We start from the raw sequence: 14,774 nt of genomic DNA on the forward strand, positions 1-14,774 counted from the left end.
AGGAACCTCACGATGAATGCACGCCGCCTGACTGCCACTGTTCTCTGCTCCGCCGCCGCGGTGACCGCGCTGAGCGGCTGCGCCAAGAAGGGAGAGATCGTGGTCGATTCGGGGGTTGGCATCACTGCCGTGCGTTCGGCCTGTCCGGCCGTGGGTATTCCCGACTATACCGGCGACATGACGCTGTTCCGCGCGGCGAACGATCGCACCGCCAACAATATCGACCTCGAAGCGGCGATGACGAATGTGCGGACGAGCTGCAACGACCAGGGCACTGACAAGGTCTTCGCGAAAGTGGAGTTCGACGTTCTTGCGCGCCGCAACGACAAGCAGGGCGCGCGCCAGGTGACGCTGCCGTTCTTCGTCTCGGTGCTTCAGGGCGGCACCGCCGTCGTTTCCAAGCGCGTCGGCCATGTCACGCTGAACTTCGCAGACGGCCAGGATCGCGCGCAGTTCCACGCCAACGGCTCGGCCTATATCGATCGCGCCGCCGCCACGCTGCCGGCCGACATACGCGAGAAGATCACCCGCAAGCGCAAGGCCGGCGACGCCGATGCCGCCGTCGATCCGCTTTCGGATCCGGCCGTGAAGGCCGCCGTTGCCCGGTCGAGCTTCGAAGTCCTCGTGGGCTTCCAGCTCGACGAGGCGCAGCTCGCCTACAACGCCACGCGTTAAGTGTGAGACGAGGGCGCTCCGGCGCCCTCGCAATCATGGGGACCGGGGTTGATGCGGCAGGAGCCGTAGCTTCTTCCTAAGGGTCAGCGCCTGGCCTGGCCCAACTCGTTTCTGGCGGTTTCGATCGCGGCCTCTGCGCTGCGCGCCATGGCCTTGCGATCCCGGCGTTCCTCGCCCTCCAGGGGTTGGAGGAAGTGCAGCGTCACCCGAACGGGCCGCACGCGTGCGAGAATGCGCAGGGCGTTGTCGAGGCCGGGTTCGTCGCCCACCCATGCGATTTCTTCCGCTTCGTTGCCGTAATCGAGCCAGACGGGCTGCACGGTCAGGCCCGCGTCTTCCGTGCCGATGGCGGAAAGCAGCGACGATTTGAACGGCAGCAGATCCGTGCCGTTGGAGGTGGTGCCTTCGGGAAAGATCGTCAGCGCGCCGGTTTCCTTCAGCGCCGTGCGAATTTGCTCCACTTGCGCAGCGACGGTGCTGCGGCGATTGCGCGCCACGAAGACGGTGTCGTTGAGCGTGCAGAGCCAGCGCAGCGGGCCGAAATCGGCGAGGCCGTCATGGGCGATGAAGGCTGTCCCGCTCGCGCCGGAGAGCGCGGGGATGTCCAGCCAGCTGACATGGTTTGCCAGAAAGAAGCTGCCGGGTGCTGGCCGGCGGCCCCGAACGGTCACGCGCAGGCCGGAGATGGTGCCCACCAGACGCAGGAAAAACGGCGGCACCGGATTGCGCGCCGTGAAGGGCGATGCCGCATAATAGACTGGAACGCAGACCAGCAGCAGCGCCAATAAAGCGAAAAGGCGGATCGCGATCAGGGGCCAGCCCCAGATCGCGATCCGCCTGATCGGTTCGGAAGCCCTGGCCGAAGCCTCTGGCTTCACTTGCGCGCTTCGCCTTCCTCGCGGCCGATCCGCACGCCGAAAAGCTCCATGCGGTGATCGACGAGACGGAAGCCGAGCTTTTCCGCAATCTGGCGCTGCAGCGATTCCAGTTCGGGATCGACGAATTCGATGACCTGGCCGGATTCGACGTCGATCATGTGGTCGTGATGCGCTTCGGGGGCGGCTTCGTAGCGCGCGCGGCCGTCGCCGAAGTCATGGCGATCCAGGATGCCGGCTTCTTCGAAAAGGCGCACGGTACGATAGACCGTTGCGATCGAGATGCCCGGATCCAGCGCGGTGGCGCGTTCATGGAGCTTCTCGACGTCGGGGTGGTCGGTACTCTCAGACAGCACACGGGCGATGATGCGGCGTTGTTCGGTAATCCGAAGGCCGCGTTCTGCGCAGAGGGCTTCGAGGTCGATAGGTTGATGCACGTTTGACCTGTATCAATGAAAAGGCACGGCAACCTAGATAGGCGGCCGTGCCTTCAATCACAACCGGAGAACGTCGATTACGAAAATCGACGATGCTCGTGACGGTTCTGTTCGCAGCCGATCAGGCGGCGACGGTCTTCGGCTTGCGGCCGCGACGCGCGTTGGGCTTGCGACCCAGGCCGATCTTCTTCGCCAGTTCGCGGCGCTTCTCGGCGTAGTTGGGGGCGACCATCGGATAGTCGGCGGGAAGGTTCCAGCGCGCGCGATACTCTTCCGGGGTCATGTTGTAGTGCGTCATGAGGTGACGCTTCAGCATCTTGAGCTTCTTGCCGTCTTCCAGGCAGACGATGTAGTCGGGCTTGACCGAAGCGCGCACCGAAACGGCGGGTTCAGGCTTTTCTTCTTCGACCACGGGGGCACCGCCAAGTCCGGCGAGGGCGCCGTAGACATTGGTGATGAGGGCGGGGAGATCCTCTACGCCGACACTGTTGTTGCTGACATGAGCAGCTACGATGTCCGACGTGAGCGTGATCAACGTCTCGTTGGCATCAGCCTGGATGGTTTCCATTATTTTACGACCTCTTTTTTGCGACCATTTTGGAATCGGCGGCCATTTAAGGCCTGCACTTGTCTTCTGAACCATTTTGTTCAGGAATTCAAGGTCTATTAGAAGTCGTCCCTAATTGTGACAGTTGTAACATTAGGTATCGACATCTTTATTCAGAAGGCGGGCAACCAATGTCGCAAGCAAAGGTTAGTGCGTCGATTCTGTCACCACTAGGTGTACGGTAGTACTCCCTGCGTTCGCCGATCTGGTAGAAACCGAAAGCGGAATAGAGCAGTTCCGCAGGGTTTCCTTTTCTCATTTCAAGTAAAAGTCGTTTAGCCCCTCTTGTCGCTGCGGCAAGTCGAAGCGAGTCCAATATGGAGCGTCCAAGTCCTAGGCGCCGATATTCGGGGTTCACGGCCAGAAGCAGCAGTTCCTCTTCCTCGTAGCCGGTACGGGAAAGCGAAAAACCCGCCGCCGCTTCGTCTTCCGCGACAGGCGTTCCTTGTGCAGAAATGAGGAAATAGTGGCAATTCCCGAAGGCCAGGGCATCTTCGACCTGGCGCCGGTTCCAGGCTTCACCCCAGGCGGGTTCGAAAGCCTGCGCCATGACGGCCATGATCCTGTCGAGATCGTCGATCATCGGCGCCTCAGTTTCCGGGAGCGGGAAGGCCGCCCGGCAGGCGCGCATCGGGTGCGCGGCCGTACAGAGGGCGGGTGTCGGATGTCAGCGCCGCGGCCGGCAGCAGCGGGAACGCGCGCGCATCGGGCCAGACGGGCAGGGCCGTGCCGCTTCCGCGCGCCGTGACGAGGGCTTCGGCCTGGGTGCCGGCGATCACGGTTTCGATTGCGCTTGCTGCGGCAGCTTCGGGCCGGAGCGACACGAGCGGACGGGCCACGTTGCCGTCTCCCGCGAAGCCTTCGATGAACCATTCTCCGTGTCCGCCGGTCATGGCCACGCCCACGGGCACGTTGCCCGCCTGGTCGCGCGCGATCGCGGCAACCATGGCCAGCGTCGAATAGCCGGCTATCTCGGAGCCCCAGGCCAGGGCGAGCGCGCGCGCCGCAGCCAGGCCCACGCGCACGCCGGTGAAGCTGCCGGGGCCGAGTGCCGCCACGATGCGCGGCGCGCGGCCACGATCGGGAAGGGCGGCGATCATCGGTACGAGGGCTTCGGCGTGGCCGCGGCCCAGCATGCGAAACTCGCCCGCCACCAGCCTGTCGCCATCGAAAAGCGCGACCGAGCAGGCCTCGGTCGCGCTATCGATCACCAGTGTCGGGCCGCTGAAAGGCGCATCTGTCGCTTCCGTCATGTCTGGTCAGTCGTTCCCGGGATCAGGCGGCGCGGACTTCGGTGACTTCGGGGACGTAATGCTTCAGCAGGCTTTCGATGCCGTGCTTGAGCGTCGCACTGGAGGAGGGGCAGCCCGAGCAGGCGCCCTGCATGGCGAGGTAGACCACGCCGTCGCGGTACCCGCGATAGACGATGTCGCCCCCGTCGTTGGCCACGGCGGGGCGGACGCGGGTTTCGATCAGGTCCTTGATCTGCTCGACGATGTCGGCATCGGCCGGATCGTCACCATAGTCGGCGTCCTCTTCGGCCGGTACCGAGAAGCCGCTGGCATCGCCGCCGGAAAACAGTGGGGCTTCCGATACGAAATGGTCGAGCAGGATGGAGACGACCTGCGGCTTGAGGTCGGACCACTCCGCGCCGGGCGCGGCGGTCACCGAAACGAAGCCCTGGCCGAAGAACACGCCGGTCACGTCGCCCAGGTCGAACAGCGCCTGCGCCAGCGGCGAGACTTCCGCGTCTTCGGGCGAAGTGAATTCGCGGGTGCCGGACGCCATGACCTGCCGTCCGGGCAGGAACTTGAGCGTGGCGGGATTGGGCGTGGCTTCGGTTTCGATATACATGATCCACGCGATTTAGGTGCTGCGCGGATAGGGTCAAGTCCACAAGCCGCAATTGACTTTGCGCGGCGCGGGAACAAGGCTGCGATTTGCCTCTTTCTAAGCCGCGACTTCACACGCTTGAATCCCCTGACGACCGGCGCTTCCTAATCACCGGCGCTATTCACTGGCCCTTAATCGAACCGGAACCTATACCCCTCCCGATGACGAAATCTTCGCGCGCCGCCCGCTCGCTCGCTTGCCTGCTCCTGCTGGCTCCCCTCCCGGTTCAGTCCGTTCTGGCGCAAGTGCCGAACGCCCCGGCTCCGGCGGCAGACACGCTGCCCGGAGACAGCAATCCGTGGCTTTATCGCGGCAGCGACATTCCGCGCGATCCCGAATGGCATTTCGGTGAGCTGCCGAACGGCCTCAAGTATGCCGTGCGCCGTAACGGCGTGCCGCCGGGGCAGGTTTCGATCCGCATCCGTGTCGATGCCGGTTCGCTCTACGAAACCGATTCGGAGCGCGGCTATGCGCACTTGCTGGAACACATGCTGTTCCGCCAGTCGAAGTACATTCCGGAAGGCACGGCCATTGCCGCCTTCCAGCGTCTGGGCGCGACCTTCGGCAGCGATACCAATGCCGTGACCTCGACCACGCAGACCGTGTTCAAGCTCGACCTGCCCAACGCGACGCCCACTTCGCTGGACGAGACGTTCAAGCTGATGAGCGGCATGGTGACGGCGCCGACGCTGTCGGCCTCCAACCTCAAGTCCGACTTGCCGATCGTGCTGGCCGAAATGCGCGAGCGGGGCGGCGCCGCCAAGCGTGTGCAGGATGCCATGCAGAAGACGCTCTATGCCGGGCAGCCGCTCTCCGTGCGCGAGCCGATCGGCACGGTGGAATCGCTGACTTCGGCAACGCCGACCTCGGTGCGCGCCTTCTATTCGCGCTGGTATCGCCCTGACAACGTGGCGGTGATCGTCGCGGGCGATGCCGATCCGGCCACGCTGGAAAGCTACGTGAAGAAGTGGTTCGCGGACTGGAAGGCCAATGGCAAGCTGAGCCAGGCGCCCAGCTTCGGCGATCCGGTCGCGCCCAAGGATGCCGATCGCAGCAATCCCGTCGGCGAGACGAAAGTGCTGGTCGAGCCCGACCTGCCGCCTTCGCTGATGTATGCCATCTTGCGCCCGTGGCGTCAGGTTACGGATAATATCGTCTATAACCAGGGACTTATGGTCGATTCCATTGCCCAGGCCGTAATCAACCGCCGTCTCGAATCGAAAGCGCGGGCCGGTGGCAGCTTCCTCTCGGCTTCGGTGAACCAGGACGATGTCTCGCGCTCGGCCGACGCCACTTTCGTGTCGGTGACGCCGCTCGGCGACGACTGGGAGGCGGCCTTGCGCGATGTGCGCGCCGTGATCGCGGATGCCACCACCAAGCCGCCTACGCAGGCCGAGATCGACCGCGAAGTGGCCGAACTGGATGTCGCATTCCAGGTTCCGGTCGAGCAGCAGCGCATCCTGCCGGGCTCGAAGCTGGCCGACGACATGGTCAATGCGCTCGACATCCGCGAAACGGTGGCCGCGCCGAACGACGTGCTGCGCATCTTCCGCGAATCGAAGCACTTGTTCACGCCAGCGGACGTGCTCAAGCACACGCAGCAGCTGTTCAACGGAACGGTGACGCGGGCGCTGTTCACCACGCAGAAGGAAGGCGGCGCTACCGACCAGTCCCTCCGCTCCGCCTTGCTCCAGCCCATCAAGCCCGATGCCTCGATCCGCACCGCCGGCAATGAAAAGCCGGTGTCCTTCGAGAAGCTGCCCGCCATCGGCGCGCCTCACAAGGCGACCGCCCAGACCTCGACGGGACTGCTCGATATCGAGCAGCTGACTTTTGCCAATGGCGTGAAGGCGCTGCTCTGGCCGGTTCAGGAAGAGCCCGGCCGCGTCACCGTGAAAGTGCGGTTCGGCGGCGGCAAGCGTTCGATCGACCCGAAGGACGCGCCCTATATCGCGCTGGGCGAGTTCGCGCTCGTCGGCTCGGGCCTAGCCACGCTCGGCCAGGAAGATCTCGACCGTATTTCGACCGGGCGCAAGATGGGCTTCGACTTCGAAGTGCAGGACGCCAGCTTCCAGTTCCAGGCGGAAACGCGCCCGCAGGACCTGGCGGACCAGCTCTACCTCTTCGCGGCCAAGCTCGATCTCCCACGCTGGGATCCGCAGCCGCTGGTCCGCGCCAAGGCCGCGGCGAAGATCCAGTATGCCACTTACTCCACCTCGCCGCAGGGCGTGCTGAACCGCGACCTGGAATTCTACCAGCGCGGCCAGGATCCGCGCTTTGCAACGCCGAAGCCCGAAGCGATCGAGAAGACCACGGCGGCCGGGTTCAAGAAAGTCTGGAGCAAGGCGCTGGCCAGCGGCCCGGTCGAAGTCCAGATCTATGGCGATTTCGACAAGGCTTCCACCATCGCCGCGCTGGAGAAGACCTTCGGCGCGCTCAAGCCGCGCACGCCGGCGCCTTCCACCGCCAACCTGGCGGACGTGACCGTGCCCAAGCCTTCGGACACCCCCATCGTGCTGCAGCACCATGGCGATCCCGACCAGGCGGCGGCGGTTATCTCCTGGCCGACCGGCGGCGGCTCTATGGGCATCCGCGAATCGCGTCAGCTTGAAATCCTGACGCAGCTCTTCACCAACCGCCTGCTCGATGCAGTGCGTGAGAAGCTGGGCGTGGCCTATGCGCCTTACGTCTATTCGCAGTGGCCCGTGGACATGGCGGCCGGCGGTTCGATCACCGCCATGGCGCAGCTCGACCCCAAGTCGACCAAGGTGTTCTTCCAGACCGCGGACGAGATCGCGCAGGATCTCATCAACAATCCGCCGACGGCGCAGGAACTGGCGCTTGTGACCGAGCCGATGCGTCAGCAGGTGACGCGCGCCGCCTCCAGCACCTCGTTCTTCATGGGCCAGCTGGAAGGTGCGACTTACGATCCCTCGCGCATCGGCACCGTTCGCACGATCCTCTACGATTATACCGCCACGACGCCGCAGCAGATGCAGGCGCTTGCCGCCCGCTATCTCGGCAAGAACAATTCGTGGCAGCTGGAGGTCATGCCGGAAGGCAAGGCGGTCGGCGCGGTCGCCGTAAAGTAGGATCAGGTTGAACGCGGGGCAGGATTGTTCGCAAGTTACGCGCGCAATCCTGCCTGCGACACCTTGTTTCGCCGCGCCGGGGCGTTGAAGGCGCAATCGATCACCCTGATCGTCTAAACCGGCTTTGCAAAAATTGCCCGGGGAGGCTATGGCCCGCCCCTTGTTTGCGGTTCTTGCCGGTTTGGCCCCATGCATTCGGCGCGGGGAGAGAGGGCGAAGGAACCGCCGGGAGTACGTAACGTGGCTAGCAATTGGACCCCGGAAAGCTGGAAGGCTCAGGAAGCCCGCCATCTTCCGGTATACGGCGATGCGGAGAAGCTGGGCGAGGTTGAGGCCACGCTTGCGAAGTTTCCGCCGCTGGTCTTTGCGGGCGAGGCGCGTGCTCTGAAGGCGGATCTCGCCGAAGTCGCCGCCGGTCGCGGTTTCCTGCTCCAGGGCGGGGACTGCGCGGAAAGCTTCGCCGAATTCAGCGCAGACAATATTCGCGATTCCTTCCGCGTGCTGCTGCAGATGGCGGTCGTGCTGACTTTCGCCAGCAAGCAGCCGGTGGTGAAGCTGGGCCGCATGGCGGGCCAGTTCGCCAAGCCGCGCTCGGCCCAGACCGAGACGATCGGCGGCATGGAACTGCCCAGCTACTTCGGCGACATCATCAACGGCATCGAGTTCGAGCCGGAAACGCGCCGCAACGATCCGGAGCGGATGCTGAAGGCCTATGGCCAGTCCTCGGCCACGCTGAACCTGCTGCGCGCATTCGCGCATGGCGGTTATGCGAACCTGCGCCAGGTTCACCAGTGGACGATGGAGCACATCAACCGCAGCCCCTGGGGCCAGAAGTTCGAACAGATGGCCGACCGCATCGGCGAGGCGCTGGACTTCATGGCGGCCTGCGGCGTGGACCCGACTTCGGTTCCGCAGCTTCAGGGCACCGAGTTCTACACCAGCCACGAAGCGCTGCTGCTGCCCTATGAGCAGGCGCTGACCCGCCGCGATTCGCTGACCGGCGACTGGTACGACTGTTCGGCCCACATGCTGTGGATCGGCGACCGCACGCGCTTCGAAGGCTCGGCCCATGTCGAGTACTTGCGCGGCGTCGGCAATCCGATCGGCATGAAGTGCGGACCCAGCCTCGAGCCCGACGCTCTGCTGCGCATGCTCGATACGCTGAACCCGGCACGCGAGCCGGGCCGCATGACGCTCATCAGCCGTTATGGCTATGACAAGGTCGAGGCCGGCCTGCCCAAGCTGGTGCGCGCGGTAAAGGCCGAAGGTCATCCCGTGGTATGGTCGTGCGACCCGATGCACGGCAATGTCATCAAGGCCGAGAGCGGCTTCAAGACTCGTCCCTTCGACCGCATCCTGGCCGAAGTGCGCGGCTTCTTCGCCGTCCACCGCGCCGAGGGCACGCATGCTGGCGGTATCCATATCGAGATGACCGGCCAGGACGTGACCGAATGCACCGGCGGCGCCATCGCCATCACTGACGAGGCGCTGAAGGACCGCTATCACACGCACTGCGATCCCCGCCTCAACGGTGCGCAGTCGATCGAACTCGCGTTCGAGATCGCCGACCTGCTCAACCTGGAAGCGACGGAGCGGCAGAAGCAGGCGGCCTGAAACCACTGCTTTCGATAAAGTTGCGCGGGCAGGAAAGTCTTGGCTTTCCTGCCCGTTTTCTTGCCGGAAGCCTGAGCGGTGGGACCGAAGCTCAGGTGCAGGGTTGGCAGGCGGCGGATCGGCTTTCCCGCACTTGCGCGCGCAGTGCTTCGATCTGGGCCGCCTGACGACGCATCACCGCGGCGGCCTGAAGCATGGTCGCCTCCGCTGTGGACCATTCCTTCACGGAACCGCCCAGCGCCGCCCACATTTCGAGCGTCTGCGCCAATGCCTTGACTTCGGCTTCGTCCACCGCCCTCATCCCCGGCGCCCAGACGGGCCGCCGTGCAAAATTGATTGTAACGGGGCGGGACTCTTCTTTCAGCTTCGCAAAATCGATGCGAATTCTACGAAAAGCCGATAGGCTTGGACGAGCGTCGTCCGTCCTGATGCCTTTTGAGCAGCCTGTCTGGAATGCCGGGGGCAACGGATTGGCGGGATGTTTCGGTGGGGAGGGGGCGTCATGAAGAAGTTCGCGTTGCTTGCGCTGGTCGTGGTCTTCGCCGCCGGAAATCCGGCCTTGGCAAAGGGCCCTGCGGCGTCCGAAAAGGCGGCCGAGAAGAAGCCGGGGATGGACCAGGCCGATCCGATCGAATGCCGCAAGTTCCAGGAAATCGGGTCGCGCCTTAAGATCAAGCGGGTCTGCATGTCCCGCAGTGAGTGGGCGGCCCAGGCGCGCGAAGACCGGATGAACATAGAGCGTTCGCAAGTGGCGCGGGGACTTGGTCCCACCTGAATCCTGCCGCGCAAGTGGGATGCTCTATCCGGTGGAGATCGGTCGAGAACCCGCTTGACCGCTCGAAATGCACGGGCCACCAAACGGGTCCATGACAAAACATTTCCGGATCGCCGCGGGCCTCGCAGTTGCGCCGTTCGCTCTTGCCGCCGCTTCGCAACTCTCGGCGGCCCCGCCCACCGATACGATGATGAACGAGCAGGTCGGCTCGTATGACTGGGTGCGCCCGCAGGCGGATTATATCCGCCGCGAAGTGATGATCCCGATGCGCGACGGCAAGAAGCTGTTCACGGTCATCGTCATGCGCAAGGGCACGAAGGACGGGCCGATCCTGCTCGGCCGCACGCCCTACAATGCCGGCGGCATGACCAGCCGCAACCGCAGCCAGAAGATCGAGGAAATCCTTTCGATCATGGACGCGGACTTCGTCAACGACGGTTATATCCGCGTCTACCAGGACGTGCGCGGGCTGGACGGGTCCGAAGGCGACTACGTGATGAACCGGCCGCTGCGCGGGCCGCTCAACAAGACCAAGGTCGACCATGCCACCGACGCCTACGATACCATCGACTGGCTGGTGAAGAACGTGAAGGAGAGCAACGGGAAAGTCGGCATCACCGGCTCGTCCTACCTCGGGTTCACCTCCCTGATGGCGCTGATCGATCCGCACCCGGCGCTCAAGGCTGCCGTGCCCCAGAGCCCGATGGTCGATGGCTGGATGGGCGACGACTGGTTCCATAACGGCGCCTTCCGCATGTTCGGTTTCGACTATGACCTGGGCCAGACCGTCAAGAAGGGCGGGGGCGCGGTGCCCAAGGGCACCGGCGACGAATATCAGGCCTATCTGGAAGCCGGTTCGGCCATGGATTATGCCAAGGCGTACGGCCTGCTGGACCTTCCGGTGGTCCGCAAGGTGCTGGAGCATCCCAGCTACGACGCCTGGTGGCAGGGTCAGGCCGTGGACAAGCTGCTGGGCGCGCGCAAGCTGACGGTGCCGACCATGCTGGTCGTCGGTCAGTGGGACCAGGAAGACAGCTACGGCGCCCCGGCCGTCTATCAGGCGCTCAAGGCCAACGGCACGCCCAGCGACATGGTCAGCCTCGCCATCGGCCCCTGGCGCCATTCCCAGGTCAATTACGAGGCGCGCGAACTGGGCCCGCTCAAGTGGGAAGGCGATACCGGCGCACAGTTCCGCCAGCGCTACATGAAGCCGTTCTTCGACTGCCACCTGAAGACCGATGCCCCGAAGTGCGATACCCCGCCGGTCGTGACTTACGCCACGGGCGAGAACCGCTGGGAAGTATCGCAAAGTTGGCCCGCAGGCAGCTACACGCCGCTCTACCTCGCGGCGAACTACGGCCTTTCGTGGAGCAAGCCGGCGGCGGGCAGCGACAGCTACGTTTCCGACCCGGCCAAGCCCGTGCCGCTGCTGCCGCGCCCCGTCCACATGCAGGGCGAGGAGTGGAAGACCTGGCTCGTTCACGACCAGCGCTTCGTTGACGGCCGCACCGATGTGCTGAGCTACAGCACCGGCGTGCTGGACAAGCCCGTCCATATCAAGGGCGCACCCAAGGTCGAGCTTCATGCTGCCACCAGCGGGCAGGACAGCGATTACGTGGTCAAGCTGATCGACGTCTATCCGCAGGAGAACTCGGCCAACCCTGCCCTGGCCGGCTATCAGCTCGGCATCGGTATCGAGATCTTCCGGGGCCGCTACGTCCACGGTTTCAACAAGCCGCAACCCCTTGAGCCGGGCAAGAGCTACACGTTCCAGTGGTCGCTGCCCAACGTCGATCATGTGTTCCTGCCGGGACACAAGATCATGGTGCAGGTGCAGTCCAGCCTGTTCCCGCTTTACGACCGCAACCCGCAGTCCTGGGTATCCTCCATCATGGAAGCCAGGCCCAGCGACTATGTGAAGGCGACGGAAACCGTGACGTACGGCGGCGATGCGGCGAGTGCCGTGTGGCTTCCGGTTGCTGGTGACTAAGCAAACGGCCTCGTTCCGGACCCGATCCGGGACGAGGTCACGCGGTCAGCTTTCCCCGAAGAGTTCGCGCTGCGAGGCTTCGATTTCCTCGAAGTAGCGCCGACGTGCATGGCGCTCGGTGACGACGCCGACCACCCGGCCGACGCCGTCCACCACCGCCAGTTCGTCGGCCACGGCCACGTCGAAAGCCTTTATCATCGCGCGGATGTCGGTGGTCGGGGAAAGGGTGGTGCCCTTCAGCGAGGCGAGGGAGCCGATCGCGCTGTCCTGCGGCAGTTCGGGATTATAGGCAGAGGACGTGGCGACGATGCCGGCGTAATGCTCGTCCTCGTCCAGCAGGATCGCCTTGCTTGCCGAGCCCAGCGGAACGCGCGCCCGGAAGTCGGCCACGGACAGCGTGGCCGGTGCCGAGATCCAGTCCTTGCGCATGATGCGTCCGGCCGTAAGGCTGAGCATCCAGCCGATGTCCCGCGGGGAGCGGATGATCGAGCCGCGGATGTGCAGGCGCCAGGTCGAGAACGAATAGCCGAACATTTCGCGGGTGAAGGCGCTGGAGACGAGCGAGGCGGTCAGCACCACGCCCATCAGCGCGAAGTCGTGAGTCGTCTCCAGCATGAGCATGGCCAGAGTCATCGGGCCGCCGACGATGGAGACCGCCAGCGCGCTCATGCCGACGAGGGCGGATTGGGTGGGATCGAGTTCGATGCCCAAAGGCAGCAATTGCACGGCGGCGGCGAAGATCAGGCCGACCAGCGACCCCAGGAAGAGCGAGGCGAAGAACAGCCCGCCGCGAAAGCCGAAGCTCAGCGAGATGACCGAAGCGGCGATCTTGAGCGCCAGCACCATGAGCAGGAAATGGATCGCCGGCTGCATGGCGAGGTTGAGGTGCATCGCGCCGTGGCCCGCCGAAAGCGACTGCGGCGAGACCCAGGCCAGCGGCATCAGCAGCAGCCCGCCCACCAGCGGCTTCCAGCGCGCGAAGCGGGTCAGGCGCTGGACGTGCAATTCGGTGAAGGTCACCAGCCGCATGATGAGTATGCCCACGAGGGCACAGACCAGGCCGAGCACGGCGTAGATGAAATAGTCGCCCGTGGTGAGGTCGCGCGCGCTGGACGCGGCGATCAGGTACGGTTCGACGCCGAGTTCGCGGGTGATGAACGCCGCGCCGAGGGCGGCGGCGATGACCGGGGCGATGGCGGAGGGCGTATAGGCGCCGATCACGATCTCGAAGGCGTAGAAGGCACCGGCCAGGGGCGCGCCGAAAGCGGCGCCAACCGCGGCTCCGGCTCCGGCGCCGACCAGTGTGCGCATGTCGGCGCGGCGCAGCTTGAACCATTGGCCCAGCACCGAGGCGACGCCGCCGCCCATCTGGGCATAAGCCGCCTCCAGCCCCACCGAGGCTCCCGCGCCGTTGGAAATGATGGTCTGGGCGGAGATGATGAGATTGTCGATGAAGGGGATCCGCCCGCTGTGCAGCGCGTTGGCTTCGACGACGTCGATCGGTGCGCGCCGGCGTCTGCGAAGCAGATAGGCGATGCCGATCAGGACCAGGCCGCCGAAGGGCAGGGCGAGCAACCGCCAGGGATGGCGGATTTCACCCAGTGCGCTCAGCCGGTTGCCGTCGATCGCGTAGAACAGCTGTTGCAGCGTGTGGGCGAGAAAGCCCTGGAGGTTGGTGAGCCATCCGGCGGCTATTCCTGCCATGACGGCCAGCACGATGAACGCCAGCTCGCTCTCGCGCATGCGTTGCCGCTGGCGGATGACCAGGGCTTTCAGGGCGTTAACGGCGGGACGTCGCATCGATTGTCGATTGGGCCTGCGCATGCGCGGCTGTCAAGGCGGGTATCGGGAGGAGGGGCAAGAAAAGCGAGCGTGCAGAGCGGCGGTCACGGGGCCGTCCTGCGGACGGAATCCGTGTCCGCGCGCCCGTTCTTGCGGGCGCGCGGCATGCCGCACCGGCTTGCGCCCGAGTTCTGCGGCTACCTCACTTCGGAGGCATGCGGATGCCGCCGTCGAGGCGGATGCACTGGCCGTTGAAGTACGTGTTGCGCACCAGTTCGAGCACGAAGCTGGCGAACTCTTCGGGATTGCCCAGGCGCTTGGGGAAGGGGACGGCCCGCCCGAGGCCTTCATAGACCGCCTCGTTCATCTCCTTGACGCGCAGCATCGGCGGGGTGGCGAATGTGCCGGGCAGGATGGCGTTGACGCGAATGCCGAGGTCCATCAGGTCGCGCGCCATCGGCAGCACCATGGCATTGACCGCGCCCTTGCCGCCGCCATAAGCGACCTGGCCGATCTGTCCGTCCTGCGAAGCGGCAGAAGAAGTGAAGACGATGCAGCCGCGTTCGCCGTCGGCATTGAGCGGCTCGGCCGTCGCCATGCCCAGCGCGGCGATCGCGGCCACGCGGTAGGACGCGGTGAACACGCCCTCGGCCGTCTTGGCGATCTGTTCGGTGGCCATGCGCTTGAAGCCGCCCGTGGCCTTGTCGAACGAGACGGTCTTGCCGCCGCCGGCCACGACGGCGCAGTGGACGACGACGCGTTCCTGGCCATGGGCGGCGCGGGCGCGGGCGAAGCCTGCCTCCACGCTCTCCTCGTCGAGAATGTTGACCTTGCAGAACACGCCGCCGATTTCGGCCGCGAAAGCTTCGCCTGCCTCCTCGCTGATGTCGAAGATGGCGACTTTCACGCCTGCATCGGCCAGCGCCTTCGCGCTGGCGCGGCCAAGGCCCGATGCACCGCCCGTGACGACGGCGGCCAGCGTGTTGTCGATCTTCATGGCGAAGGTGTCTCCCGCGATTCGTGTTTGGCCATGG

14 protein-coding genes are annotated in these 14,774 nt (G+C 64.9%); 5 read left to right on the forward strand and 9 right to left on the reverse strand.

Annotated features, from left to right (window positions below; all coding sequences use genetic code 11):
• Positions 1 to 12: 12 nt before the first annotated feature.
• On the forward strand, positions 13 to 675 hold the full coding sequence (locus tag ACZ1J6_RS09805; protein ID WP_132262283.1) for a hypothetical protein: 663 nt from the start codon (positions 13 to 15) through the stop codon (positions 673 to 675).
• An 83-nt stretch (positions 676 to 758) separates the two neighbouring features.
• On the opposite strand, the gene ACZ1J6_RS09810 is transcribed toward ACZ1J6_RS09805, so the two are convergent.
• From ACZ1J6_RS09810 to ACZ1J6_RS09835, 6 genes are all read right to left on the reverse strand, one after another.
• Positions 759 to 1,553, reverse strand: a complete 795-nt coding sequence (locus ACZ1J6_RS09810; RefSeq protein WP_465128071.1) for a lysophospholipid acyltransferase family protein — start codon at positions 1,551 to 1,553, stop codon at positions 759 to 761.
• Positions 1,550 to 1,987, reverse strand: coding sequence for a Fur family transcriptional regulator (locus ACZ1J6_RS09815; protein ID WP_132262286.1), 438 nt, complete (start codon positions 1,985 to 1,987; stop codon positions 1,550 to 1,552). The genes ACZ1J6_RS09810 and ACZ1J6_RS09815 overlap by 4 nt, the downstream gene beginning before the upstream one ends.
• A 121-nt stretch (positions 1,988 to 2,108) precedes the next feature.
• Positions 2,109 to 2,555, reverse strand: coding sequence for a Ros/MucR family transcriptional regulator (locus tag ACZ1J6_RS09820; RefSeq protein WP_132262288.1), 447 nt, complete (start codon positions 2,553 to 2,555; stop codon positions 2,109 to 2,111).
• 148 nt (positions 2,556 to 2,703) lie between these two features.
• Positions 2,704 to 3,177, reverse strand: coding sequence for a GNAT family N-acetyltransferase (locus tag ACZ1J6_RS09825; RefSeq protein ID WP_431566521.1), 474 nt, complete (start codon positions 3,175 to 3,177; stop codon positions 2,704 to 2,706).
• Positions 3,178 to 3,184: 7 nt separating this feature from the next.
• Complete coding sequence (tsaB, locus tag ACZ1J6_RS09830; protein ID WP_431566522.1) at positions 3,185 to 3,847, reverse strand: tRNA (adenosine(37)-N6)-threonylcarbamoyltransferase complex dimerization subunit type 1 TsaB; 663 nt, start codon at positions 3,845 to 3,847, stop codon at positions 3,185 to 3,187.
• A gap of 22 nt (positions 3,848 to 3,869) precedes the next feature.
• Entirely contained in the window at positions 3,870 to 4,448 is a 579-nt protein-coding gene (locus tag ACZ1J6_RS09835) for a NifU family protein (protein ID WP_132262293.1), read from the reverse strand.
• Between the two features lie 200 nt (positions 4,449 to 4,648).
• On the opposite strand from ACZ1J6_RS09835, the gene ACZ1J6_RS09840 reads away from it, so the two are divergent.
• Complete coding sequence (locus ACZ1J6_RS09840; RefSeq protein WP_132262295.1) at positions 4,649 to 7,579, forward strand: M16 family metallopeptidase; 2,931 nt, start codon at positions 4,649 to 4,651, stop codon at positions 7,577 to 7,579.
• 240 nt (positions 7,580 to 7,819) lie between these two features.
• Entirely contained in the window at positions 7,820 to 9,193 is a 1,374-nt protein-coding gene (locus ACZ1J6_RS09845) for a class II 3-deoxy-7-phosphoheptulonate synthase (protein WP_132262297.1), read from the forward strand.
• Positions 9,194 to 9,284: 91 nt separating this feature from the next.
• Here ACZ1J6_RS09845 and ACZ1J6_RS09850 read toward each other — a convergent pair whose 3' ends face one another.
• On the reverse strand, positions 9,285 to 9,485 hold the full coding sequence (locus ACZ1J6_RS09850) for an SUI1 family translation initiation factor (RefSeq protein ID WP_132262298.1): 201 nt from the start codon (positions 9,483 to 9,485) through the stop codon (positions 9,285 to 9,287).
• A 210-nt stretch (positions 9,486 to 9,695) separates the two neighbouring features.
• Between ACZ1J6_RS09850 and ACZ1J6_RS09855 the strand changes: the two genes are divergently transcribed.
• Together ACZ1J6_RS09855 and ACZ1J6_RS09860 are read left to right on the forward strand one after the other, a co-directional pair.
• Positions 9,696 to 9,968 (forward strand): hypothetical protein, encoded by a 273-nt coding sequence (locus tag ACZ1J6_RS09855; RefSeq protein ID WP_431566524.1) that lies wholly within the window; start codon positions 9,696 to 9,698, stop codon positions 9,966 to 9,968.
• A gap of 91 nt (positions 9,969 to 10,059) precedes the next feature.
• A complete protein-coding gene (locus ACZ1J6_RS09860) occupies positions 10,060 to 11,958 on the forward strand; it encodes a CocE/NonD family hydrolase (protein WP_431566525.1) in 1,899 nt (632 codons plus the stop codon).
• Between the two features lie 45 nt (positions 11,959 to 12,003).
• Here the strand turns inward: ACZ1J6_RS09860 and ACZ1J6_RS09865 are convergent, their stop codons facing one another.
• Both ACZ1J6_RS09865 and ACZ1J6_RS09870 read right to left on the reverse strand, forming a co-directional pair.
• Positions 12,004 to 13,758, reverse strand: coding sequence for a chloride channel protein (locus ACZ1J6_RS09865; protein WP_132262303.1), 1,755 nt, complete (start codon positions 13,756 to 13,758; stop codon positions 12,004 to 12,006).
• A 184-nt stretch (positions 13,759 to 13,942) separates the two neighbouring features.
• Positions 13,943 to 14,737: an SDR family oxidoreductase gene (locus ACZ1J6_RS09870; protein ID WP_134092736.1), complete on the reverse strand. Its 795-nt coding sequence runs from the start codon at positions 14,735 to 14,737 to the stop codon at positions 13,943 to 13,945.
• Between the last annotated feature and the right edge of the window lie 37 nt (positions 14,738 to 14,774).

This window comes from Novosphingobium sp. BL-S-21, assembly GCF_055521655.1.

Bases quoted from the DNA above. Each gene is read 5' to 3' on its own strand.
- ACZ1J6_RS09820 (WP_132262288.1), bottom strand. From the start codon at position 2,555: ATGGAAACCATCCAGGCTGATGCCAACGAGACGTTGATCACGCTCACG.
- ACZ1J6_RS09835 (WP_132262293.1), bottom strand. From the start codon at position 4,448: ATGTATATCGAAACCGAAGCCACGCCCAATCCCGCCACGCTCAAGTTC.
- tsaB (WP_431566522.1), bottom strand. From the start codon at position 3,847: ATGACGGAAGCGACAGATGCGCCTTTCAGCGGCCCGACACTGGTGATC.
- ACZ1J6_RS09855 (WP_431566524.1), top strand. From the start codon at position 9,696: ATGAAGAAGTTCGCGTTGCTTGCGCTGGTCGTGGTCTTCGCCGCCGGA.
- ACZ1J6_RS09870 (WP_134092736.1), bottom strand. From the start codon at position 14,737: ATGAAGATCGACAACACGCTGGCCGCCGTCGTCACGGGCGGTGCATCG.
- ACZ1J6_RS09865 (WP_132262303.1), bottom strand. From the start codon at position 13,758: ATGCGACGTCCCGCCGTTAACGCCCTGAAAGCCCTGGTCATCCGCCAG.
- ACZ1J6_RS09805 (WP_132262283.1), top strand. From the start codon at position 13: ATGAATGCACGCCGCCTGACTGCCACTGTTCTCTGCTCCGCCGCCGCG.
- ACZ1J6_RS09840 (WP_132262295.1), top strand. From the start codon at position 4,649: ATGACGAAATCTTCGCGCGCCGCCCGCTCGCTCGCTTGCCTGCTCCTG.
- ACZ1J6_RS09860 (WP_431566525.1), top strand. From the start codon at position 10,060: ATGACAAAACATTTCCGGATCGCCGCGGGCCTCGCAGTTGCGCCGTTC.
- ACZ1J6_RS09825 (WP_431566521.1), bottom strand. From the start codon at position 3,177: ATGATCGACGATCTCGACAGGATCATGGCCGTCATGGCGCAGGCTTTC.